The following is a 22,971-nucleotide window of genomic DNA, read 5'->3' as shown; positions in this document are numbered from 1 at the left end:
TTAAGCAATCTGCCTAACTGGTTATGACTAAATTTTCAGTTGTATCTTTCTCTACCAACACTAAATGTCGAAGAGCCTTTTATTTCCACATACAGGACACAATATCCACTTGTAGTTTATAATAACTATCTCCTCCTTTACACTTTAATTCAAATCTTTATTAAAAAATATTTCATCTTATTTAACAAGAAACCATATTTATATAACAACATAAAATACACTAAGTTATTTTATTGAACATATATCGTACTTTATCTATCCGACTATTTGGACGACGGGGCTGGCAAACAGGTTCACCGGTAGTAACATGGTACCCTTTTAACTCTGTTAAACAAACACTACGTCCATTTGTAAAGAAAGTTAAATCACTACGATATTCTTGAATACACCGAGCAGGGATTTCTCCACTAAGAATGACCTCATTATTTTTCAATTGAGTGTCTACGATGTTCGCACAATATTTAGGAGCATCGTTGTATGCTCGTGAAAGATATTCCTGTGGCGCATAAATTTTAAAACTAAGATATGGCTCTAACAATTCTGTTCCAGCTTTTTTTAAGACTTGTTCCAATACAATAGGAGCAAGCATCCGAAAATCTGCTGGGGTACTAACAGGGCTATAGTATAAGCCATACTTAAAACAGATTTTACAGTCCGTCACATTCCAACCATACAATCCTTGTTCACAGCCATAGCGTATCCCCTCCATAACTGCATTTTGAAACGATTGATTTAAGTATCCAAGAGAAACCGAGCTCTCATACTGCATTCCACTTCCCAACGGAAGCGGTGATACAGATAAACCAATGGAAGCCCAGAAAGGATTTGGCGGCACTTCGATGTGAATGGTATATTCTGCATTTTTTAACGGTCTCTCCATATAAATGACTGTAGGCTCTTTTAGTTCTATCTCCACATGATACTTTTCTTGCAACAGTGCACTAATCACTTCCATTTGTACTTTCCCTAAGAAAGAAAGTATAATTTCATGTGTCGTAGAATCCACGTAATATCGTAGAAGCGGATCACTATCTGAGATTTCCAAAAGGGCATCAAGCAACATTTCTCTCTGTTCAGGTTTACTCGGTTCAACAGTTGTTTGTAGTAGAGGGTGCGGATTTTCAATCTTTTTTCTCTGTGGCAATAGTTTTGTATCTCCAAGAACACTATTTAACTTCAAAAACTCATTTTGCAAAATAACAATTTCTCCAGAATAAGCTCTATCAATCTTACATAATTCACCATTTATTGAAGTATACATTTCTGTAACTTTTATTTTTTCTTTTTCTGATACTCTAACCGAATCTCGTAAATGTAGTACTCCACTATAAAGGCGTATATATGCAAGACGTTGTCTTTTTTTTGTATATTCAATTTTGAAAACATTTCCGCAAAGTTCAGACGGACCTCGATGTGTTGATGAATAAAATTTATTAGTAATAACTTCTATAAGGTTATCAATCCCTATATTACTTTTTGCACTTCCATGATAAAGAGGGAACAGAGAACAATTCTGAAATCTTATGCTTTCCTCTTGTTCGAGTTCCAATGCTTCTAATGATTTACCGGACATATATTTCTCTAAAAGGTCATCGTTTCCCTCTATTACCGTATCCCATTGTTCAGATTCGGTAAAGTTCGTCACACACATATTAGGATACAGTTCTACCTTCTGTTTGATTACAATTTCGGCAGAAAGTTTCTCTTTAATATCCTGATAAACCGTTGATAAATCAATTCCATTTTGGTCAATCTTATTGATAAAAAAGATTGTGGGAATCCCCATTTTCCTAAGTGCATGAAATAATATACGAGTTTGTGCTTGTACGCCATCTTTTGCAGAAATCAGTAGAATTGCCCCATCTAAAACTGATAATGAACGATATACTTCTGCTAAGAAATCCATATGTCCTGGCGTGTCTATGATGTTCACCTTCGTATTTTCCCACTGAAAAGAGGTTATTCCTGTCTGAATTGTAATTCCTCTCTGACGTTCTAAAAGCGTATTATCCGTCCTCGTTGTACCTTTGTCCACGCTTCCTAATTCTGTAATCGCTCCACTGTTATATAATAAGCTTTCTGTTAAGGTAGTTTTTCCTGCATCAACATGAGCTAAAACTCCAATATTAATAATTTTCATGTGATTTTCCTCCATTCAAAAACCCAAAAGGGCATAAAAATCCCAGTGATAAATACTTTTATCACTGGGATTTTTATGCATAACCATAGGCATACAAAGCATACAGATATTCTCCGGATACTTTAGAATCACATGATAAAGGTATTCTTAAACTGGGTACAAAAAACTAAGCCCTCCTAAAAAAGGACATCCAATTATTTGTTCCCACTATCAAATTGACAGTTTATTTAAGAATACCTTGCCGCATATTTATTAACTCCTTTTAAATAGATACTTAAATAATAGCACGTAAGAGCATATTTGTAAAGGAATCTCCAATTTTTTATCAAAGAGAGTACGTGATTACAAAATAGCTGTAATAATGTACCAATATTTGTTATTCTATAATCTTCCAATTACTCCCGTTCTTTTCAAGTACCAAATCAAATTGAGATACCTGCGTTGCTTTGGTCTGCTGGTCGATATACTCCACTGTCAGCGATACCGTGACTTGATTATCCTTACGATTGTGAATAGGATTTACCAGTTCTTGAAAGATGTACTCTTTTCCGATTGGTTTTAATATCCCGTCATTCACATAGTAGGAAAGTTCACTGGCTGTCGCTGTAGGATAGAGCTTGAAGAACGTCGTTAAAAACTCATTGATTTCATTGGTTGTAATGGAATCAACCGTCCCCTCACTTTCAATGGCTTTTGGTTTATAACTTGATTTCTTAGGTATGTTGGTAATGGTCGGATTCTTAACCAGTACCATATTTCCAGAACCATCTACATAGACACTCACTATATAAGCAGAGTGGACGGTCTTTGTATTTTCTCCCTCTGTAATGAGCTGGTCTACACTGTAGGTTACATTAAACTCATTGTCGCCAGTTGGCTCTACCGTCCATATCTGAAATCCTCTTACAGAAGACGATACAGGAATATCTTTGCGTACTGTATCAACATTGAGAGCTTGAAGTTCATCTGTCAGATAGCCTTTTAGACTTTCCATTCGATTATCAATGGACTTATCGGATTGCTCCCATGAATAGTAGACTTTCGCAAAGTTCTCTACAAAATTTTCTACATGATGAGTATCAACGTATTCCTTTTCTATGATAGTTGTTTCGTGAATAGTATGAGTATCTATAGCTGTAAAGTGCTTGAATATCGCAAAGCTGAAACTAAGCCCTAAAAGTACCCACAAGGCAATCACAACCTTTTTATGAGGATTGACCTTATAGACACGAGGTTTCTTTTCCTTTGGTATCTGTTTTTCTTTATTCTGATTTTTTCTAAATTTCATCATTAAATCTTCCTTTCTCATTGTTTGATTCGTCCTGCTCCCACTAAATGCTGTTGCCAGTAGGGGCTTGTTAAGTCGGCATAACCGATTGGGTCGCCTGCATGAAACATACGGTTATTGCCAAGGTATATCCCAACATGAGTAATATAAGAGCCAGCGTTATAGGTAGAATGAAAGAAAACCAAATCGCCAGCTTGTGCTTCCGATAGTGGGATATGCTGGGTCACATCATATTGCTGTTGTGCGGTTCGTGGTAAGTTAATTCCAGCTTTTCCATACGTCCATTGTGTCAGTCCGCTACAATCAAAAGAAGTAGTCGGGGAAGCTCCACCGTAAACGTATCGCCAGCCCTCATATTTCAGTGCTTCGTCCATGATGGCTTGTACCGTATCATCATCAAACTCTGTTGTGACAAGATACTGCGTTACCAGTTGCACATAAAACATATTGCCATAGTTGTATCGCCAGCCCCCATTGATAGGTATGGCTATGGGATTGGGGTAAGACACTTTTTCGCCACCTGAATACTCTTTTGAGAAACTTTGAGCCAGTTCAAAGGTATATTTATTTCCACGATTAGCCACATACCCTAAGAAACCACCACCATAATTGTAGGACTGGATAACCGATTCTAAATCTACACTGAGCCTTTCGCTACTGGCTAATAATTCACTGAAATACTTCACACCTTGCTTAATGGATTCTTCTGTACTCAATGAATTAGGTGGAAGACCGAGGGATTCCGAGGACTGCATAACATCTTCCGCAGTACCGCCCGATTCCACCTGTATAATCGCAAGAAGTATGTTGACATATTCTTCAACGCCATATTCTTTGGCATATTTTTCTACCATAGGCTTATGAGCCAGCACTTCTGCGGAAACATTCACACCTCCATAATGAATATTGGAAATTCCGCTGTCCTGTTCATCTGAAAATAAAATGGCAACAAACAGAAGCAGTGAGAAGACCATCAAGAATAATCCAGAACCACCAATCACTAAAGTTTTCAACTTCATGGTTTCTTACCGACTTTCTTAATGGTGGCGGTTTTGATTGGTGGTCTACTTCTTGTATTTTGTAGTGGTACTCTTTGAACAGTAGACGGACGTTCTTTTGTGATTGGACGTTGTGAAGTTCTATCTGCTGTAGTGGTTGAAGTTGCTGGCTTTTGAACGGTTTTTTCTTGAACGGTATTGCCTTGGCGTTCCACTTTTGGACTTGAAAAATCGGACTTAACTGCTGGACGCTCTTGTTTGGCTTGTTGAGATTCCTTATATGAAGTCTGAATATTAGACTGTTTTGAGGTCTGTTCATCATGATATTGTTCTTGTCTTGTAGTCGGTCTTTCATGAACAGAAGAAGCAGACTGTTTTTTCTGTTTGACCTGTTCCATTTCAGAGCGACGCTTCGCAATGGTTTTTCGCCTTTGTTCCTGCTGTTCCTTGCGTCCACTGGCTCTGTCCGCTTTGGTTTGAGAAATACTACTGGTTAAATCACGGACATTCTCTTTTACTTTGGATTTTCCTTGATATACTGCATATCTTGCATTGGTCGGCAAATCTTTAACCTGTTCTTTCAAACCACTAGCAGTGTCTACCATTCTGTCTTTGGTATCAGCTACTGTACCGATGGTTTGACCGATACGTTTTCCAAGTGTTGATTTTTCCTTTCCGTCTGGTCGGGAGTGATCTGCTTGTGTCCTTGCAGAACTCCCCGAACCCGACTGTCCTTTTTTACCTGTAACAATGGCAGACCCAGCCCCTAGAGTAGTCATGGAACGTCCAAGTTTCCGCTGTAGACGGTGCATGTGAGCGTGCATAAGCATACGAGGTTTTCTCATCACACGACTTCCCACACTTTGAGAATCGTTACTCTGTAGAGAAAACATACTCATTAAATCGCCCAGCTTGAAGTAGATTCCTGCAAAGGTCACAATCTGTAGAAAAGCAATCAAAAAGAACGGATAACCAGCCGATAAGGTATAGAGCATGGTTGAAATACTAAATGCTGTCGTAATAATCAATGTGATTCCAGCTCGTGTCAAAATGGTATTAAAGAGCTTTGTTATGGCTCGTTTTGACATACCATCAAATGATGGAATCATGCTTAAAATAAAGCTCACAGGCAGAAACATAGCATAGATGATAAAAAGTACCTGCGAGAAAATCATGATTCCTGTTAATAGGAATACAAATATGGAAATCCCAATATTGAAGACAAATAGGAAGAAGACTGTACCTAAACGGTTAATGGTCTTTGTAATGGTTAGATTGGTATTGCTTCTGTCTTCAATTTCTTCCGCAACATTTTTTTCTCTGTCTTCGCCATTGTTGGAATCTGGGCTGGTGGAGAGCAGGCTTTCCACACGGTCAATACCGATACTTTCAATGTCTGAACTGTTGTATTGAAGCAGTAGCCACGGTTGCTGAACCTGTATGGAAAACAGGCTATCTCTGATTAAGTCCACGCTGTCCTTGCCTTGACTATCGGAATGGGGCATGACAATCTTCGTGCCAAGTGATAAACTGGCATTACTGATGTCTGATGAAAAGTCATTGATTTTTTTAATGTAGTCGGGAGCGTAGGCAATAAAGGAAGCCGATAGGATAAACACCAGCACAAAATTCATAATGGCATGAATTGCCTTTGTGGTTTCTCTCTTTATCAGTCCCGTATAGGCAACATAAACCCCAAGAACCAAAATCAAGAGTAAGAGGAATCCAACATAGAAACCCTCTGTTGAAAATCCGTTTGCACTCACACCAGCTAAGGTCTGCATATTCTTACCAATGGAATCTGCTGTAGCGGAAATGAAGTCTAAGGAATAGGCTTCCTGTACTAAGTAACCTGTCGCATTGGAAACATACAAACTGATTGTCCAAATAAAATTGGTAATGGCATATAGTCCATACATGACCTGTTTTCCAATCCCGTCCGACCAGTTCCACGGAAGCCAGCCCCAGCTATTATCCACATAAAAATCCAGTTGATAGTTTTCAAGTGGGTATCGGCTGTATTCATTTGCCACATTGACCGTATCATCTACCAAGCCCGCAGCTTGAACCACCGTTCCCAGCATGGCTAAAAGAAAAATGGCAATCACAAGTGTGAAAGCCACTGTCATTGCCACTTTACCTAGACGTTTCAGCGTCCAGTTTGATTTTATTCTGTTTACTATTGATGGTTTCACATTTACACCTCTTTTCGCACAGGTGGTCTGGTATCAAAGGCATGGAGCAGTTCTTCAAATACAGGGTGGAACTGTATCACACCGACACGACCATATAAATCACTGATAAGGCATTGCCCGTTTTCCAAATCACGCAATCGCTTCTGATTGTTTTCGTCCTCTGGGTCTACACCAAAAAAGGCTAAGGTCTTTTTAATCTCGTTAAGGTCAGTGGAACGAAATGCAAATTTTAAGCCGAGGTTATTTTTCAGTTTTTCATCTAAGAGGTCGTCTGTATTTTGGGTCACGAAATATACCCCAGCGTTCATAGCACGACCAGCCCGAACCAGCTTCATAGATAGTGTTTTTCCTTGTGCTACCTGTAAAAAGCTCCATGCTTCGTCTAAATCTACAATCTTGAAAATGCTTCGGTCTGTATGGATAAAGTCTAAAGCAAAGGTACTAATGACAATCAGCATAGCAACGGATAAAAGCTCCATAGTGGTATATTCCTCAAAGGAAGTTTCCTTGTCGGGAAGTACCAAGTCCGCAACCTGTATAATGTTCAGTTGTTTTTCTAAGCTGATAGACTGCTCCACATAACCATTACTGAATAATAAATGTGCAAAGTCATAGTCTGTAAAACTTTCGATATGGTCGGCTATACTGGTACTTAGTGGCGTATTCTCAACCCGTAATTCCTCAATCACTTTCATCAACCCTCGTACTTCACTATTGGTTACTGCACGAATGGCTTTTCTAAGGATTGGGAAGCGTTCCCCATCACGAGAGGAAATCCCCGTAAGGAATGTCAGAATATCAATAGCCAGTGATTCAGAATCTTTGGGATTTTTCATAATCACATAAGGGTCAAGTAAGCCTTTGTTTTTCTCATCAGAAGTCAGAGTGACGATATTGATTTCATGGGAAATCTCTGGCAAGGTTTCTTTCCATCTGCCACGTTCTGCTTTTGGGTCTACAATCACTGCTTGTGCCCCATAAAGCACCGCATAATAGACGATAAGGTTATTCGCAAAGGATTTACCACCACCCAGCGAACCAACAAAAGCCGACGCTAACGCATTGGTTACTGAACCCTTAACCCCTTGACTGGCAAGAGCAGGTTTCAGATAGACATTGCGTCCAGTATCTAAGCTGTAGCCAACATAAATCCCCTCATTTTCCCCCAGCATTTGAGTAGCACCAAAACCTAAACCAGCGAGGAAATCAGAGGTCACGTATTGAATATAATCATTCATATAACGCTTGCTGGCAGGTAAAAATTCTTCATGTAAGCCGAGCATATCCCCAAATGGTCGTACCAGTTTTACGCTTAAATCGTCATAAAAATCTTTCACTTCATTACAACGACGTTTGAGTTCGTCAAGATCATTTGCTGATACCCTTACCACATAAGACAGCTTGTACATAGATTCCTTGCTTTGGTCTAAATTGGTTTCCAGCTCATTCACACTTTCCAGAGCTTCCGCCACATTGGAGCTGGTTTCATTATCACTTTGCCAAGCGTGGTTATCCAAGTCTTTCAGTTCTTTCTTTTTATTGCGGACAGTAGATAGGGCTTTACGATTCGCTACAATTTCCACATTCATTGACGTATCAATCGGGAATGTAAATTGCTGTTGCTGGTAGTAGAAGATTTCAGAGGACGGGAAGTCCAGTTCTCCGACAATGCTGTTAATGGTAAAGTAAGCTACATAGACGGTTTCATCTTCCTGCTGGATTTTCAAATATCGCTGTTTTTCTTCCACCAAACAGCGAGTAGGCTTAATCAAGTCATAGTATTTAATCAGCGTTTCATTATCCAGCTTTTTCTTTGATAGATGGTACTCATACTCTTCATAGGCAGTGCCTGTCTGTCCGTAAAGGTGTTCAATCAGATAGCCGAAGTCGTCCTTATCTAACCTGCGGATTTTGAAACGACGAGAGATTTTATTTTCTAAGAGCTTTTCCATCTTCTGAAAACGCAGGATTTCATCATTACTCATACTAACAAAATCGCCCATCAGCTTATGGTTCACATCATAGACAAAATCAGACAAAGCATTTTTTGCTTCAACGGTAAGACTTTTCATAGAAAACTCCTGATCGTTGAGAAGCAACTTAAAGCCGATAAAGAAACGGTAGTTCACTTGATTTTCGCCAATCATGGATATTAAAGCGTCTGTCTGTTGGTCGATTTTGTCATAGGCAACCGCTTTGAGCTTGCCAGTGACTTCATTTTTGGAACGCTCTTGTGCAGAACGTATGCTGGATTCTGTACTGATTTGTAAAGCATGAATTTTGCCATCACGATTTTGTGCGATAAGCTGTCTGAAAGAATCATGCACTTGTATTTTCTGTTCTGGACTTAGAAATGAGTAATTGTAAGGAACAAGCTCATAGTAAGCATAACATTCCCCGTCTTTATTCCAGACGAGATTGTTTTCAATGTATTTAATTGGATATGCCATAAAATTCACTCCTAACTGCTGTAATGGCTTCTTGTGGCTGGTTTCTGCCAAGCGTTACTTTTTTTCCTGCATAGGTCAGCTTTGGTCGCAGTGCATAAGCAATGACAGACTTCAAAAATCCATAAGGCTTTTTACCATCAAAAGTTTTTGTAGACATAAACCATGTGAAAGCCACAGGAATCCCAAAGTATTTGAGAAATGCTCCCTCTATCATGGAAAGAGGGGGCAAGTTGCCAAGTATCATCACTGCAAAGAGTGACACGACAAACCATGTCATTTGCGTAAAGGTTATGGGAAACGGAAGTCTAAAATCATTGATAGAATACAGTACCTTTTCCACAGACCAGATACTGGTATAGCTTCGTATTTTCTTCATGTAATCAATCCTTTCATAAAAAATAGGGGTAGCTGATTGAGCCACCCCGTAAAATAGAAAATCTGCCAGTAGTAATGTACCGACAGATTTAATAGACGATTTCAAAAATCCCATGATTGGTTGAGATAAACGTTCCTGAAAGGTCTAAATCCCGACCATAGGCTTGATAATCAATATAGTTTTGAAGACTAGCTGGTACTTCGCCTAAAGCACCCGTTTCTTCAATGTAGTAGCGTGCCACGTCATACATATCATCACAATCGGAATGAATGATAATATCCTCTTGATGTTCGCTTAGTTCTTCAATGCTTGAAAAATGAGTGAGCAGAGCAGATAGCTCCGATTGTAATTCTTCGGGTAATTCCGATACCATTTCCCATAGTCGATTGAGTTCGCCAATGGAAGTGTATTCGTCAACCGTAAAGGGTAACTCGTAGTCATGAATGGCGTATTCCTCATATTCATCATTCAAGCCGATTTTCTCTTTGACTTCCTCAAAGTCAATGGGAAAGGTAAACCACGCACCGACCAATTCGCCCTCATTGTATTTGCCTAAATTCGCAATATAGACTTGCATATCGTCCATATATTCACGTCCTTTCTTTGTAGAGATTCAAAAATCCCTACCGCACTTCGTTTGGTGTACCATTCCTTTGCGGAACATAAGAAAACCACTTATATTCCACAAAAGAACGGTTTTATTTAAGCACCAATAATGCGATTGAATAGCTCTAGTAAAATGTCTTTTACTCCAGCAGCGTTGAAGACTAAGCCAACCGCAATAATCGCAATAATTAAAAAGCCAATCAGTTTGCTAAACTCACGCTTGAAGCCAAGATACAAGCCAATCACAACGATTGCTAAAAGCACCAGTGATTGAGCGTTTGATAGAAACCAGTTATAAAGGTTTTGTCCAAAATTCATAAAAATGTTCTCCTCTCTATATTCAATGAATTTGTATTTGAGTTATTTTTTTGTTGTTATCACGTCCTGTTCTTTTACTGACTGTTGCTTCAAAATCTGCTTGTGTCGGTCTGTCAGTTTCGCATGGTCGAGAATGTCTTTTACAACCTGCGTCTGGTTGATTTCATCAAGTTTAATCGCAACCTTTAAGGTCGGGGCAACTTGATGAGATAGCCAGTTCAGCGTCCTTTGGAAGGAGTAAGGCTCTGGTTTTGTGGTTAGTTTTAATCGTTCACGATTGTTCCCAATAAACCAAGCCCATTCTTCATTCAGTTTCCAATCAGAACGAGGTTTGGAATCGTCTTTATCTACAAAACGGATATACCGATTGATAATTTTAAAGGCGGTATGCTCTGGATTGTCATAGACGAGTAAATCACGGACTGCATAATAGGCACGCTCATTTTTCAATCGAATCTCAAAACGGTTTTTTACTTCTGCGTCTTCAATGGGAATATCATTTTTCTTGTACTGCTCGTAGTCCTTTTCATAGATACAGAAATAAACTTCACTTTGTAATGAACCGATATAGAGGGTGTTTCCCATACATTCCTTTTCCTCTTTGCGTACCAGTTCGCCACTGCGATAGCTTTTAAAACTGCGGAAGACGGAGATACATTCTTCCTGTTGGCACTTTTCAGTGAGTACAGGGATATTTAAAATCCCTGTCTTATCGTTAATGGCAAGGTCAAGGCGTTTCATCACACCGCCAGCCACCAAAACGTCCATAAAGAACTCATACCAGCTTCTTTGTTGTGCCAGAAGATAGCTTTCAAATTGTCTGCACCCACGACCTTTCAATTCCACCAGAACTCCTTTGTCCAGTTCATGGGAGCAAAGGACGAATATGTCGCCTAAAGCATAATGCTCTGAATAAGAATAGAAACCATAGTCCTCATGAAGAAAATAGGACAGTTTCAGTTGTAAGATGTTTTCGACCACCTGCTGTACGTCTGTTGTCGGAAAGCGAATTCTTACATAATCAAACAGCATTTCAAGGGGAGCGTCGGGATTGAAGCGTTCCAGAGCTTCCCAAAGGGACTGCTGTAAATCCTCTGATGGCTTGACTTTTCCTGTTTCAATATCGCTTAGATACTGCCTTGTAATACCAGTCGCAACAGCTAAACGGTTTTGAGATAGTCCATAAGCCAAGCGTTTTTCTTTTAAATGCTGTAACCAAGTTTGTTCATTCAGTAAAAATCCCTCCAATCAAAAAGGCGTATGTCAACTTTTAAAGCCCATTTGACATACGCTGAAATTTTGTAAATCCCTTGTAACCAAAGGATTTTCTAATGTTTTTTTGACTGTTTCCTGTCGATTTGTACCCCCCTGTTAGATACGGGGGGTTAAGTGCTGGCGTGGCTATTGCCACACCAGCCAGCAAGATCAGTCCACACCTGCGACTTCCGCTTCGCACGTCGCCTGCGTGGACTGTCTGCTGTTGGATAACTTTTTAATTTCCTCCAAGAAATCATATCCTTTTGGTACAAGGGGAGTATAAAACTCTGATATGACACTTGTTCCTACATCAACATAGCCACGACCTTTGATTCGCTTTAAGAAGAAATCCTTTTGTACGTCACTGCCAAACATCATGCCATAGCCCATTTCAGACATACGACCTAAAGCCACTCTGAAATTAAACTGATCACGGATTCCGTCGCCTAAATATTTTGCGTCTGGACGTTGACAAGCCAGTATTAGAAAGAAGCCAGCTTGACGACCTAACATGACAATCTGTTTCAGCTTATTCATAACTGCGGTGTTTTCTTTTGTTCCCAGCATTTCCATGAAAGCGACGTATTCATCAAAGATTAAGAAGTGTGCCGGGAGACCTAAGTAAGCATAATTTTTGCCAGTCTTATAGTTCTTCATCTGCTTCATTTCCTCACTACGTTTCATCATTTCTTCATAGAATGTTTCAATGCAAGAAAGCAAGTCTTCTTTTCTATAGTAGACATTTGCCATCACAGAACCTAAGTCCGCAAGATCAGCATTTTTCGGGTCAAGAATATACAGTTTTGAATCTGTATGAAGCAAGGCTTCAATCAGTGTCAGTATAAAGTAAGTTTTACCGCCACCTGTACCACCAGCAATCAACATATGAGGGAGCTTATCATATTCCCACCATACGTTTTTCATTAAGCGAAGTTTACCATCTTTAGCTTCTACTTCATCAATAGAAATACGACTGGCTATGGTGTCATAGAGCAAAGTATATTCCACATAGGAATCCTTTAACTCTTTATCCGTCAGCTCACAGTACAAGCCACTCTCTAATTTCTTTTCCAAGTGTAAGAGTTGGTCTTGATATTTTCCCAGCGTGATTTCCACCCGTATCTGTATCAAGCCATTTTTAAGTCGATAATACATTTTAGGGAAGTAGGTTATCTTTTCCTTTGTACGACCAGCACTATCTTTAAAGAAACCCTCTGTTTTGACCTGTTCAGATTCATACCACTTGTTTTCAAGTATCATCTTTGCCAGTTTTTGACGGTGGTAAAGTTGTTTAACCGTATCATAGCGAACCCGTTTGAATACAAACGCTACCAGCAAGCAGATAAGAATTGCGACACTGAAACTGATAATTAAATAGGGAATGTCAATCTTATCTGCTTGTGATAGGTTAAAATCCTGCCAGTTGATCTGCTGGATTGTCTTCACATGAAACAGTCCGACAACCAGCAGGAAAACAGGCAGGAGTGACGCTATCGTAAAATGAAAGACTAAATCTTTACCAGATGGGCGAATCCTTTTACCACGCTGTTTCATGCGAAAAAGTCTCCTTTCTACCTAGCGACTATTTGTCTTGTGTCGGTTCTTTCTTTGCTTGTGGTTGAGCTTTGAATGAACTAGAATCCTTTGTCAGCACAATATCGTCTGCCTTGATATACCAGTCAACATCTGCTCCTTGATAGGTGGCAGTAGCAACGGTGTCCGCAATGGGATTGATAAGTTCCACCCGTGCGTTATAATCAAACTCTTTCAAAGGCACGCTGGCAGGAATACTTACTTGAATCATGCGTCCTTGTCCTTTGGATTTTAAGTCATAGGTACGTTCCTTGATTTCATCTGAAACCGACCCGTCTTCATTTTGGATTCTCACTTCACGACGTAGAGCAGAGAATTTCAATTCTCCAAAAGTCGTGTCTTTATCTAATACAATGCCATTTGCTAATCTCATCATTTTTCCTCTCTTTCTTTATTCTTTTATCATGTCGTCAGCATGTAAAAGGTAATTTGTAAAACCACGAGTGCCGATTTTGTAGCCCTCTGCGGTAATACGTGGATTGACTAACTTCACACGTTCCTCAAAGCCGAAATGTTTTTCGCCAGCTTCAGCAGGAAGCACCACCACAATATCATCTGCTCTTTGAACATCAGAATAGAGATTATAGCTTCTTGATAAGACAGTTAGCCGTCCGTTGATTCTTCGCTGAACGACTTTATCCTCGCCAGCAAATTCTAAATTGCCGAATGTTTTTTCCATGTTGGGAATCACAAATTTAAGTTCCATATTTTTACCTATCCTTTCTTTTTTATTGGCTGAATGAATGTTTGATGGTCTTAAAGAGTGGGGAACGACCTTTTGATTCTTGATTTTTTGTTTTCATAAGTTCACTTCCTTTCAAAATCGGGTAAAAAAATAGACACCTCATTTTTTGAAGTGTCTACCTATTAAATATTCAAATTTTATTGGAAGTATCTTTATATCTTCACTTTTCAAGGATAAATCGTCGTATCAAAGCTCATTCATAAGTAGTAAATTAGTAGTAAATTGAGTGGTTTTGACCTTGATAAAGTGTGATAAGTCCAGTTTTTATGCGGATAACTAGATTTTTATGCTATTTTTTATATAAAAAGACTGACAGTTTCGTAAAAAAAAGATACAATAGAGCCACAAAGGAGGATACCTATGTTTTATGAAGAACTTATGATGGACCCGCAAACATTAATTAAATTTAAAATATTCCGGCGTATGCTAACTCTGCAAAACCCTAGTCACCCAATCGCACAATTGGCAAAGGAAATGGAGTTGAGCTACCAACAAGCTTTTATCGAGTTGACTGAGATCGACCAAGATCTAGCTGAGTTGACTCCGGATCATATGTCGATACTCGGTCGTGGCGGTAAATTACAGCCTCAGAATATCGCGGTAACGATCGATGAATACCGCTTCTATTTATTGAATAAAAGCGTTCCGTTCTTATATGTTCTTTACATGCTGAATGAAGACAATCCAACGATCACGGATTTTTGTGCAAAATACGATGTCAGTCGTTCAACGGTGTCTCGCAAATTTGAACATCTAAAAAAACATTTGAAACAATTCCAGCTTCGCTTTACTTACACTGAATCAAACTTAGTAGGCGATGAGCGTCTTGTGCGGCTCTCCTTATTCAACATTATTTGGTTAGGTACCCGTGGCATTGAATGGCCTTTTGCGATCGCGGAAAGCGAAGCAGAAAAAGTAGTGGATCGTTTCACGGAATACTTCCCAATGACTCACTCTTATCTTGGTCGACTAGAGTTGAAGTATTTTGCTGCCCTGATCCTTTTACGAATCAAAAAAGAAAATTTTGCCAAATACGACAAACGGTACAATTTCTTGATGAAAAATAATCCATACTTCGATTTTGAGCGTTTGACGCAAGTCGTTGATCCTGAAGTTTCAATGACGGACAAACAACTGAAAGGTGAATCTGGCTTTATTTATTTGATGGCGCAAATCTTCCCATTCTATTTAAGTCCGGAAGAAGAAGCCTTACAACAAACGATCCATTTCTTCTCAAACAAACAAAATCCGGTCTATCCGCTTGTGGCAGACCTTTTAGCAGAAATGAAAGCAACATTTTTTGCTTCACAACCTGGCCTGTTAGACGAGCCATTAGTTGTGGGGAATTTGATTAATGTGACCTTCGGCAACTATGTTTTTCGTCAGCCATTTCCTAACATCTATCGCTTGCTGACACCATCGATCAATCGCGGATCTGCTGAAGAACAGTTACAACAAAAAATCGACGATTTCTTGACTAGCTACCGTGAAGAATCAGCAGTAGATTATATCAATGATGAAAATCAAGAGCAGATGGCAACGATGTATACTCATGCCCTCTTGCCATTTTATGATCAAATCCGTTACTCGAATCGTCTACGGGTTGGGGTTGCCTTAGAAGATAATTTCTTAGTTGTTCAAGGTTTAAATCAATTCTTGCATGACTTGACCTTCGTGGCAGCAGAGCCTTATGATCTGAATCAGCAAGAAAATTATGATGTTATCGTTAGTTCCAACCAATTGATGAAAAAGCTTAAACCAGAAAAAATGAGTTATATTTGGGATTATGCGGCAGATGATCGGCAATACATTGATTTGTACCGTACCTTAAAAAATCGTTTTGATGAAAAGAATCTTTCCTTGTAATCAAACCGTTACGGTTTCTTAAGAACTTCCGAAAAGTTTTGTCACAGAATATTCATATTTATCTCGTATACTTTATGTATACCAACAAACAACCCTAACTAACACTTTTTCATTTTTAACTCCTTCCCGTCGGCCACCCACCGACGGGTCTTTTTTGGGGTATTTTCTTAGGTAGTAAACTTAAACACTTTCCAATCTTTTCTCCACAAAAAATTCATATTTGGGCAGTATAGTATACATAACCCAACAAACAACCCTAACTAACACTTTTCATTTTTACTCCTTGCCTGTCAGCCACCCACTGACAGGCTCCTTTTTTTCTTACGGAGTTTACCGTATACTAAAGGCAGGAGGTGTCCCATGACAAAAGACATTACGACAGTTGACCAATACATTGCAGCAGCTCCAGCAGAACGACAAGTGATTTTAAGAACTGTCCGCCAAACGATTAAGGCTGTCTTGCCAGAAGCGGTTGAAAAAATCAGTTACCAAATGCCCACCTATCATCAGGAAGAAACTATCGTGCATTTTGCCTGCGCCAAACAGCATCTCGGCTTTTATCCTACGCCTTCTGCGATCACGGCCTTCCAAGAGGCTCTACAACCCTACAAGACTAGTAAAGGGGCGGTCCAGTTCCCTTTTGCGCAACCGATCCCTTATGAACTGATCGCTATGATGACTGCTTGGCGACTCGCTGAAGTCAAAAACAAGCACGCTTAATTACCAATTAAAAAAACCGCTATGTCTAATGACCCAGCGGTTTTTTTGCTATGCATAGGCTTGATTACAAGCCGGGTTTTGTATTCAAGGTGCTGACTTTCAGCACATGATTCAGGGGAATAATTCGCAGCTGCTGACGGTCACTTTGTAATTTCAAGACAACTTGTTCTTTTGCTACCGTTTTACCGACGATCCACCCGGTAACGGTTTCAAAACCACCCAATTTCTCTGTCTTTACTTGCAACACCACCAGATGCTTCGCAGCAGCTGCTTCTTGCAGCGTTCGCTGGATCTCTTTCACTTTTTCAGACTGATTCTTCTTGTCAGCATCATCACTGAAGAAGGTATCTAGCAAGGTTGTGGATGTCATCACAATGAGTTTACCCAACTGTTTAATGGGTGATGGTTTCTTTTCCATTGGACATTCCTTTCTGCGCGTTACAGCAGTTTATAAAACCACACATACGTTCGCATTTCATAATCCTATTTTAGCAAATTTTTGATAAAATACAAGCGAACACGTCTTATTTCTCCGAAGAAATACTCTCTAGCCAATAAGGAATTCCTTCTTGTAGCAGTTGGTAGGTCTCTTCAAAATCCCCTGTATAATAAGGATCTGGCACTTCCTCAGTCTCTTTGCCGGGAACGACACTCATATACGAACGGATCTTGGCTGTCGTATTGGCTGGTGCCAGCCCATGCAGGTTTTTAACATTGCTCTCATCCATGCCAATGATCCAATCAAATTTTGTAAAATCTGCCTCTGTGATCTGGCGGGAGATAAGACCTTCGCTTGATAACCCCACTTGACGGAGCTTTTTCTGAGTTCCTGGATGAGCTGAGTGTCCGACTTCCCAAGAGCTAGTCGCTGCCGAATCGATCTGCCAATCCAATTTGCGTTTTGCTATTTCTGCTCTATAAATGGCTTCTGCCATGGGGGAACGGCATATATTACCTAAACAAACAAATAAAACTTTCGTCATCGCTCACTGCTCCTCTTTTTCATAGATTTGGTGGCCAAAAAATTCTACATCCTTCGCCAAACGAAACAATTGCGTTGCAATCTCTAATGGCGTCTCTGGAAAGTCGTTATGAATCCAATTTTCCAAAATGCCTCCGCAGCCGTAGGAAAAGAACCGGCTATAAAATAGAATGTCTTGTTTCGTCAATTGCTGCTCTTGATCGACCTCCAAGAATAAGCGCTGAAAAAGCGGTTCTGTGATCTGTAAAAAACCGTTCATTAAGATCTCGCGGTCATAAGCCAGTGATTTGCGGTAAAAGGCCGGCGCTTGTTTCATTGCTTTCAGCATGCGTAAGGCGGCCTCTTCCCAATTATCAAGGGCGACATCTTCAGTCGTCAAAAAAATCAGCGCATCTTGCCGATAGATCCATTGGATCAAGGCTTTCTTATCAGGAAAATGATAGTAAAACGTCTGCCGATTGACCTGCGCTTTTTCGGCGATCTCCTGCACGCTGATCTTATTCACTTCTTTGGTCTCACAAAGGGTGATCAATGTCTGGCCAATCACAGCCTTCGTTTGTTTCCCATCCATCATAGGGCACCTCTTTTTCTTCTCTTTCTATCATACCAAATTTTCTAGCAAAAAAAAATCCTATCAAATGTTCCTTTTTCACAACCAATAAGTGATACATTACAAAGATGACCGATTCATGATTGTTCTTTTGGCAATGTGATTCTCTGCAAAAAAAACGCCTGCCTCCTTGAGAGGACAGACGACGCTTTATTATTAAAACAGCGAGATGCTCATTGTGCCGTTTTGTTTTGAAACTGTTCCCTGCGGATCGCGCTGACTTTTTCTGTGAAATTGGCCCAATCAATAGGTCTAGGAGGGGCCAACCATAAGATATGGTCGATTCCTAAGGCACCATAAAAGGGGAGGTTTGAAAGAATCAAATGCGTATGATCATCTGGGTAACTCTGGAATTGCACATTCAAATCGAGAATTTTTTCGATATTCTTTTGGATCATCTGATTATAAGAATCACCAAAAGAAAAATCAACGCAGACATACAAGGGAACCAAAATCTCTTTTAAAGGAATCGTAGAAACTAATAAAATCAGGTATCTGAAAAACAAAAATTCCTTGTTGTTCCATAAGATTGGGCGATTGCGGTTTTCTTCTAAATAGTTGCGACAAAAGGCTGCATATTCGGGGTACGTCTCAAGAAAATACGTCACATCCATATATTGGTATTCATAGCGGGAACTAAAGGAAAACGATAAGAGCTGGTAATGGATCGTGGTCGTCTCGGTCTGAAGGAGTGTCAATGTTTCAGCCGTTAATGAGAACTGCTGTTGGACCGATTGAATAAAATCCGTGTTTAATTGCTGAATATAGGTTTGTTCTTGATCAATGTAGCTGTTATTGTCGATCAACCACCCTTCAACGATCAAAAAGCGTAAAATATCCCGTGCCTCACATTCTAGCACTTCTTGATCTGTGATGGCTAAAATCTCTTGTAACCAGCTTTTCAACTCATCAATAATCACCAAGTGCTTCGGCATGATCAAATCATTTTCTAGCGTATTTTGCATGTAATACCCTTTATCCATGCGGGACAAAATAATGCCTAAATAGTGTTTCTTGCGAATTCGCATGCGAGCAGACTGTTTGTGATTAAGCCAATTACTCTCATTGAATCGCGCAAAAGACTTTTCTTTTTCGAGGATCTCTTTTGGAAAGGGAGAATGATCCAAATAATATTCCTTCATAAAAAAGAGAAAAATAAATTCTCTGATTTCACTTTCCTCCCCCACCAGCTGAAACTCTTTCGTCACATCAATGTCGTATTCCTTCAAAATCAGTTTAAACTGTTTAAATTCTTTATAGACAGGATTGTGACTCAAATAATGATTGGTGGCAAATTCATATAGCGAAGACAATTGTTCAAAAAAACATTCTTTCAACATGGAAAATTTTAACGCTTGATCCAAATAATAAGTCAATAGCGTATCGGAAGTTGCCAGCCCGGACGCATTGAGTTTAATGACCGTCCCATCGGTCACGATCTCAAATTCCTCATTCAACCCTAGTTCATAAAAATCAAGATTCAATTCTTGAACGGTTTTGTTGATTAGAAATTCCGACATGGTCAATTGATCCATCAAGGTTTCTTTCGTTTCAGAAAGAGCGATGGCGTTTTCCAAATATTGTAACAGGACCAATTTTCGTTTGTCCGCTTTATTCAAAAATGTCACAAACATGCGTTTTCAAGCCTCCATTATTTTTTTGGCCATAAAGAACGTTTCCTGAAAATAAATAGCAGAGACTGGCAAGATACGAAGGTTTATCATCCCCATCGCCATCCGTATTATTTCCTGGGAGTGCTACATCCACTTTTAAACTATCCGATACGAAAACATCTTCTAGCATGACTCGTTGTCCAAAGTGTTTCTGTTTGTCCAAAAAATTACTTTCTGGAGATATGGATTGCTCCTGTTCTTTCTTCGGAACCGTTTCCGGTTCAGGAGCTGGTTGCTCTTCTGGTTCTTTTTTTTCAGCAGGTGGTTCATTCACTTTTTCTGGTACTTCTTCCGGAGGATCTGTCGGAACGATTTCTTCTGAGGGGTCCAGCGGATTATAGATGGTGGCAAAAACGACTTGTTCTGTAACAAGATCAATCAATCCAATAAACATGCAGGCACCAATGACAAAGCCAAATCTGCGTTTCATTTCTTCACCTTCCTTATCATCCGCGCACTTTCTGATGATCTTTCTATGACGCTGAACGTTCCAACAGTTTGTGAACGCTTAGCAGGCATCCACTAATTATAAATAAAATAACAAATAAAAGAAACCAATTTTTTTTAGATTGTTGTTTCCATTGCTTTTCTTGTTTTTCAATCATCCCATCCGATGATTGTGGCGTACTGCTCGACGATTTTTGCGACTGCTGGGCAGTTGTCTGCTCAACAGGAATCGCTGTCAGCACTAAACGTTCGTCCGTTCGCGTTGGTGTTGGACAAGTGATCAAGGTCAGCCTTGGCCCTTGGTCATCCGCTAAAACCGACAAGTCTGTTTCCTCCACGATTTTTTTATCGATGATGATATACTGTTGATTTTCCTCGAGATAGCTCACTGACACTTCCATCCCCACCTGTGCTTCTAGCAATTGACCAAATAACAAACTTTGTCTACCGAGATGATGCCCTAAAACGACAAAATTGCTATTTTTTAACAAACGCTGAGGAAACATCACGACACCGCCTTTCAGTAGCTGCTGATTGGTTATCCCCACCAATAGCGGCTGCTGGAACTCGATCGCTTCAATTGCAACAAAGCCGTACCCGGTGATCGTTGCTGGCTGTGGCGCTAAGACGTCCTCCAGAGTCGGTATCTGAATGGTTTCTTCTTCTGGAATCGTTGTCGGCAGCTGGGTCGCTATCGTCAATTCGCTTGTGCGTAATTGCCAACTGACGATGCTTTCTTTTAGAAAAGGAAGTGCCAACAAGAGGATACCTGCGATGATCAAGCCATCGATCAAATATTTCTCAAGGTGCTCACGCTTCATCCGTTTCATTTTTTTTCTTTCGTCGGTACCATAAAAGCAGCAAGAAGGCGAGCAATAACAACAGACCGCCGATCAAGAAGTAAAGCCACGTGTAATCTGTTTCGATCGTCACATCTTTCTGGTTCAGATCACGTGCGACATCGCCAGTCACTGTGAATTCTTTCTCAAAGGTCCACTTATAAAGATAGCTTTCTTCTTCGCCTTCTTCATTTTCAACTTTGTATTGTCCTTCTTCACTTTTCCCACCATAGGCAACGGAAGTCAACACGTAGGTCCCGGCTTCTAAACGTTGTCCTTCTAATGAGATTGGGTACGAGAAGTTGGAATTAGGTGCCATTTGCATCCGGGAAGTATCCGAAGAATACAAAACATCGCTATCGCCTTTTTTCTTCACTTCATTGATCAGGCGTAATGAATTCAAGTACGCTGCTTCAGGATTTTGAAGGGTGACATTGATGGTGTTACGAGAATTGACTTGTCCCGGTCCAACATCTAGTAGTTTCAGATCCGGCGCAACTTCTGCTGTATTTTGACGCAATAAAATCGCAACGACATAGGCATACTCGTTCTTGATGGCTAAGCCTTGGTCTTCTTCACTGTCAGCCGTAGCATTTTCCTCTGTCGTTTCTTTTAAGGTCAAGCCACCTGCGATGACTCCTTCAAAGGATTCCGAAGGCATAGTGATCTTTAAAGGCAAGGTGATCTGGGATTGTTTCGGGATCGTGATTTCTTTCTCCACTTCAATCAAGTCAGCCATATCATAAGGCAATGTTTCATCTGCTTTGATGTCGTTTTCGCCATATTCCACGACTCCATTTAGGTTTGTGGTAGCTGAAGCGATCACTGGTGCGATGACTACCTCTTGATCGGTATCATTACGCAATTGGACTTCCACAGTTTGGACCGTCCCCGGCGCCATTTTCAAGTCAAAATAAGTCTTTTCTTTATCGATTTGGTTCTCTGGAATCACTGGATTGACGGCAAAGTTAAATTCAGAAGCGGTTCCTATAGTTGGTACGAAAAAGAAAATACTCGCGAATAGGAGCGCCAAAAGCTGGTTGATTTTTTTCATGATGGATGTCCCTTCTTTCTATGTATTCTCCTTGAACCTCGAAAGGGTTCAAGGAGAAAGCTGGTACTTATGGGTTGGTTGGTGTGTCTGTTAGTAACCAAGTAAACGTGGTGTTGTATTGGCTGGCATATTTCGTCGTTGAGCCTGGAACTTCCAACTCAATACTATCCATGGCTGCGGCTAAACTATCGCCCCAACTCATTAGATAGGTTCCTGCTCCTTCACCATCTTGGGCACTCATCACTAAGGATTGGGCACCGTTTGGATTCAATGTGATCGTTGTGCTCACATTTGATGGTTTTGGTGACAATGACGGTGTTACCACAGTTCCCTTTGTCAAACGAATTTGCGCAGCAGTCAATTCTTGGTCTTCCGCTGTTTTGAACTGGCCATTTTGGCGAACATTCAATGTCCAACCGCTCTCTGTTCCCCGATTGTCTGTTACTTGGACGAAGTTGGGGCCTTCTTGATTTTCATTTGCTGAATCCACGTATTTTTGGGTTTCCGCATGATAGACCTCTGTTTTCGAGGTGATTTTTTGTGTGCCAAAGTAAAGGCTTGAAGCAAAATCAATCGATAGCGGTCCGTTGGTTCCCGGATTTGGTCCATCTGGGTCTGTTGGATCAACTGGTTTGATTGGATTTTCTGGATCTGGATCCGTTGGGCTGATTGGATTGGTTGGATCCGTATTTGGTTCAAAGGTGATTTGTCCATTTGAGTTGTATTCTGCACTGTCTGCTGCTTGTGCCAGCACTGGTGCTGCTAGGCTTAAGCCTAATACTGAGAGAAATGCTAGTGTCTTTTTCATATCTAT

22 protein-coding genes and 1 pseudogene are annotated in these 22,971 nt (G+C 40.2%); 2 read left to right on the top strand and 21 right to left on the bottom strand.

Going from position 1 to position 22,971, the window contains the following annotated elements; translation table 11 throughout:
• Window positions 1-220: 220 nt before the first annotated feature.
• The 13 genes and pseudogenes from tet(M) to ACI3E5_RS01950 form a co-directional block, all read right to left on the bottom strand.
• Window positions 221-2,140, bottom strand: a complete 1,920-nt coding sequence (tet(M), locus tag ACI3E5_RS02010) for a tetracycline resistance ribosomal protection protein Tet(M) (RefSeq protein WP_000691736.1) — start codon at window positions 2,138-2,140, stop codon at window positions 221-223.
• A 15-nt stretch (window positions 2,141-2,155) separates the two neighbouring features.
• Window positions 2,156-2,203: pseudogene (locus ACI3E5_RS02005) on the bottom strand (hypothetical protein); the annotation flags it as partial.
• Window positions 2,204-2,516: 313 nt separating this feature from the next.
• On the bottom strand, window positions 2,517-3,449 hold the full coding sequence (locus ACI3E5_RS02000; protein ID WP_001224318.1) for a conjugal transfer protein: 933 nt from the start codon (window positions 3,447-3,449) through the stop codon (window positions 2,517-2,519).
• Window positions 3,446-4,447, bottom strand: a complete 1,002-nt coding sequence (locus ACI3E5_RS01995) for a bifunctional lytic transglycosylase/C40 family peptidase (protein ID WP_000769868.1) — start codon at window positions 4,445-4,447, stop codon at window positions 3,446-3,448. Before ACI3E5_RS01995 ends, ACI3E5_RS02000 begins: the two co-directional genes overlap by 4 nt.
• Window positions 4,444-6,621, bottom strand: a complete 2,178-nt coding sequence (locus ACI3E5_RS01990) for a CD3337/EF1877 family mobilome membrane protein (RefSeq protein ID WP_498855848.1) — start codon at window positions 6,619-6,621, stop codon at window positions 4,444-4,446. Before ACI3E5_RS01990 ends, ACI3E5_RS01995 begins: the two co-directional genes overlap by 4 nt.
• Before the next feature lie 2 nt (window positions 6,622-6,623).
• Window positions 6,624-9,071: a conjugal transfer ATPase TcpF gene (gene tcpF / locus ACI3E5_RS01985; RefSeq protein ID WP_000331160.1), complete on the bottom strand. Its 2,448-nt coding sequence runs from the start codon at window positions 9,069-9,071 to the stop codon at window positions 6,624-6,626.
• On the bottom strand, window positions 9,055-9,447 hold the full coding sequence (locus ACI3E5_RS01980; protein WP_000723888.1) for a conjugal transfer protein: 393 nt from the start codon (window positions 9,445-9,447) through the stop codon (window positions 9,055-9,057). Before ACI3E5_RS01980 ends, tcpF begins: the two co-directional genes overlap by 17 nt.
• 88 nt (window positions 9,448-9,535) lie before the next feature.
• Window positions 9,536-10,033 carry an antirestriction protein ArdA gene (locus ACI3E5_RS01975; protein WP_000342539.1) on the bottom strand — a complete coding sequence of 166 codons (498 nt, stop codon included), beginning with the start codon at window positions 10,031-10,033 and terminating at the stop codon, window positions 9,536-9,538.
• A 116-nt stretch (window positions 10,034-10,149) separates the two neighbouring features.
• Complete coding sequence (locus tag ACI3E5_RS01970; RefSeq protein ID WP_001009056.1) at window positions 10,150-10,371, bottom strand: hypothetical protein; 222 nt, start codon at window positions 10,369-10,371, stop codon at window positions 10,150-10,152.
• 42 nt (window positions 10,372-10,413) lie between these two features.
• Window positions 10,414-11,619, bottom strand: coding sequence for a MobT family relaxase (mobT, locus tag ACI3E5_RS01965; protein ID WP_000398284.1), 1,206 nt, complete (start codon window positions 11,617-11,619; stop codon window positions 10,414-10,416).
• Between the two features lie 177 nt (window positions 11,620-11,796).
• Window positions 11,797-13,182 carry an FtsK/SpoIIIE domain-containing protein gene (locus ACI3E5_RS01960; RefSeq protein ID WP_000813488.1) on the bottom strand — a complete coding sequence of 462 codons (1,386 nt, stop codon included), beginning with the start codon at window positions 13,180-13,182 and terminating at the stop codon, window positions 11,797-11,799.
• A 28-nt stretch (window positions 13,183-13,210) separates the two neighbouring features.
• On the bottom strand, window positions 13,211-13,597 hold the full coding sequence (locus ACI3E5_RS01955) for a YdcP family protein (protein WP_000985015.1): 387 nt from the start codon (window positions 13,595-13,597) through the stop codon (window positions 13,211-13,213).
• Window positions 13,598-13,612: 15 nt separating this feature from the next.
• Entirely contained in the window at window positions 13,613-13,927 is a 315-nt protein-coding gene (locus tag ACI3E5_RS01950; protein WP_000420682.1) for a YdcP family protein, read from the bottom strand.
• 399 nt (window positions 13,928-14,326) lie between these two features.
• Here ACI3E5_RS01950 and ACI3E5_RS01945 point away from each other — a divergent pair, with 399 nt between their 5' ends.
• Window positions 14,327-15,832, top strand: coding sequence for a helix-turn-helix domain-containing protein (locus ACI3E5_RS01945; protein ID WP_140965123.1), 1,506 nt, complete (start codon window positions 14,327-14,329; stop codon window positions 15,830-15,832).
• Window positions 15,833-16,192: 360 nt separating this feature from the next.
• The gene (locus tag ACI3E5_RS01940) at window positions 16,193-16,552 is read left to right on the top strand and encodes an iron chaperone (RefSeq protein WP_081118262.1); all 360 of its coding nucleotides are present in this window, start codon (window positions 16,193-16,195) and stop codon (window positions 16,550-16,552) included.
• Window positions 16,553-16,616: 64 nt separating this feature from the next.
• Here the strand turns inward: ACI3E5_RS01940 and ACI3E5_RS01935 are convergent, their stop codons facing one another.
• From ACI3E5_RS01935 to ACI3E5_RS01900, 8 genes are all read right to left on the bottom strand, one after another.
• Window positions 16,617-16,970, bottom strand: a complete 354-nt coding sequence (locus tag ACI3E5_RS01935; protein ID WP_077453983.1) for a hypothetical protein — start codon at window positions 16,968-16,970, stop codon at window positions 16,617-16,619.
• 106 nt (window positions 16,971-17,076) lie between these two features.
• Window positions 17,077-17,535 (bottom strand): low molecular weight protein-tyrosine-phosphatase, encoded by a 459-nt coding sequence (locus ACI3E5_RS01930; RefSeq protein WP_195265417.1) that lies wholly within the window; start codon window positions 17,533-17,535, stop codon window positions 17,077-17,079.
• 3 nt (window positions 17,536-17,538) lie between these two features.
• Entirely contained in the window at window positions 17,539-18,108 is a 570-nt protein-coding gene (locus ACI3E5_RS01925) for a TetR/AcrR family transcriptional regulator (RefSeq protein ID WP_077453985.1), read from the bottom strand.
• Between the two features lie 209 nt (window positions 18,109-18,317).
• Window positions 18,318-19,778 (bottom strand): AcpB/EbpR/MafR family transcriptional regulator, encoded by a 1,461-nt coding sequence (locus ACI3E5_RS01920; RefSeq protein WP_498820742.1) that lies wholly within the window; start codon window positions 19,776-19,778, stop codon window positions 18,318-18,320.
• Window positions 19,756-20,247, bottom strand: a complete 492-nt coding sequence (locus tag ACI3E5_RS01915; RefSeq protein WP_077453987.1) for a hypothetical protein — start codon at window positions 20,245-20,247, stop codon at window positions 19,756-19,758. The genes ACI3E5_RS01920 and ACI3E5_RS01915 overlap by 23 nt, the downstream gene beginning before the upstream one ends.
• A gap of 43 nt (window positions 20,248-20,290) precedes the next feature.
• A complete protein-coding gene (locus ACI3E5_RS01910) occupies window positions 20,291-21,085 on the bottom strand; it encodes a class A sortase (protein ID WP_244353423.1) in 795 nt (264 codons plus the stop codon).
• Window positions 21,075-22,157, bottom strand: a complete 1,083-nt coding sequence (locus ACI3E5_RS01905; RefSeq protein ID WP_195265419.1) for a WxLIP family cell surface protein — start codon at window positions 22,155-22,157, stop codon at window positions 21,075-21,077. Before ACI3E5_RS01905 ends, ACI3E5_RS01910 begins: the two co-directional genes overlap by 11 nt.
• A gap of 67 nt (window positions 22,158-22,224) precedes the next feature.
• On the bottom strand, window positions 22,225-22,965 hold the full coding sequence (locus tag ACI3E5_RS01900; RefSeq protein ID WP_077453989.1) for a WxL domain-containing protein: 741 nt from the start codon (window positions 22,963-22,965) through the stop codon (window positions 22,225-22,227).
• Window positions 22,966-22,971: the final 6 nt, after the last annotated feature.

Origin of the sequence: Candidatus Enterococcus avicola (genome assembly GCF_047470845.1) — a bacterium.
Classification (GTDB): domain Bacteria; phylum Bacillota; class Bacilli; order Lactobacillales; family Enterococcaceae; genus Enterococcus_D; species Enterococcus_D casseliflavus.
The sequence above is the reverse complement of the archived record's forward strand: the minus strand, read 5'-3'. Positions and strand labels throughout refer to the sequence as shown.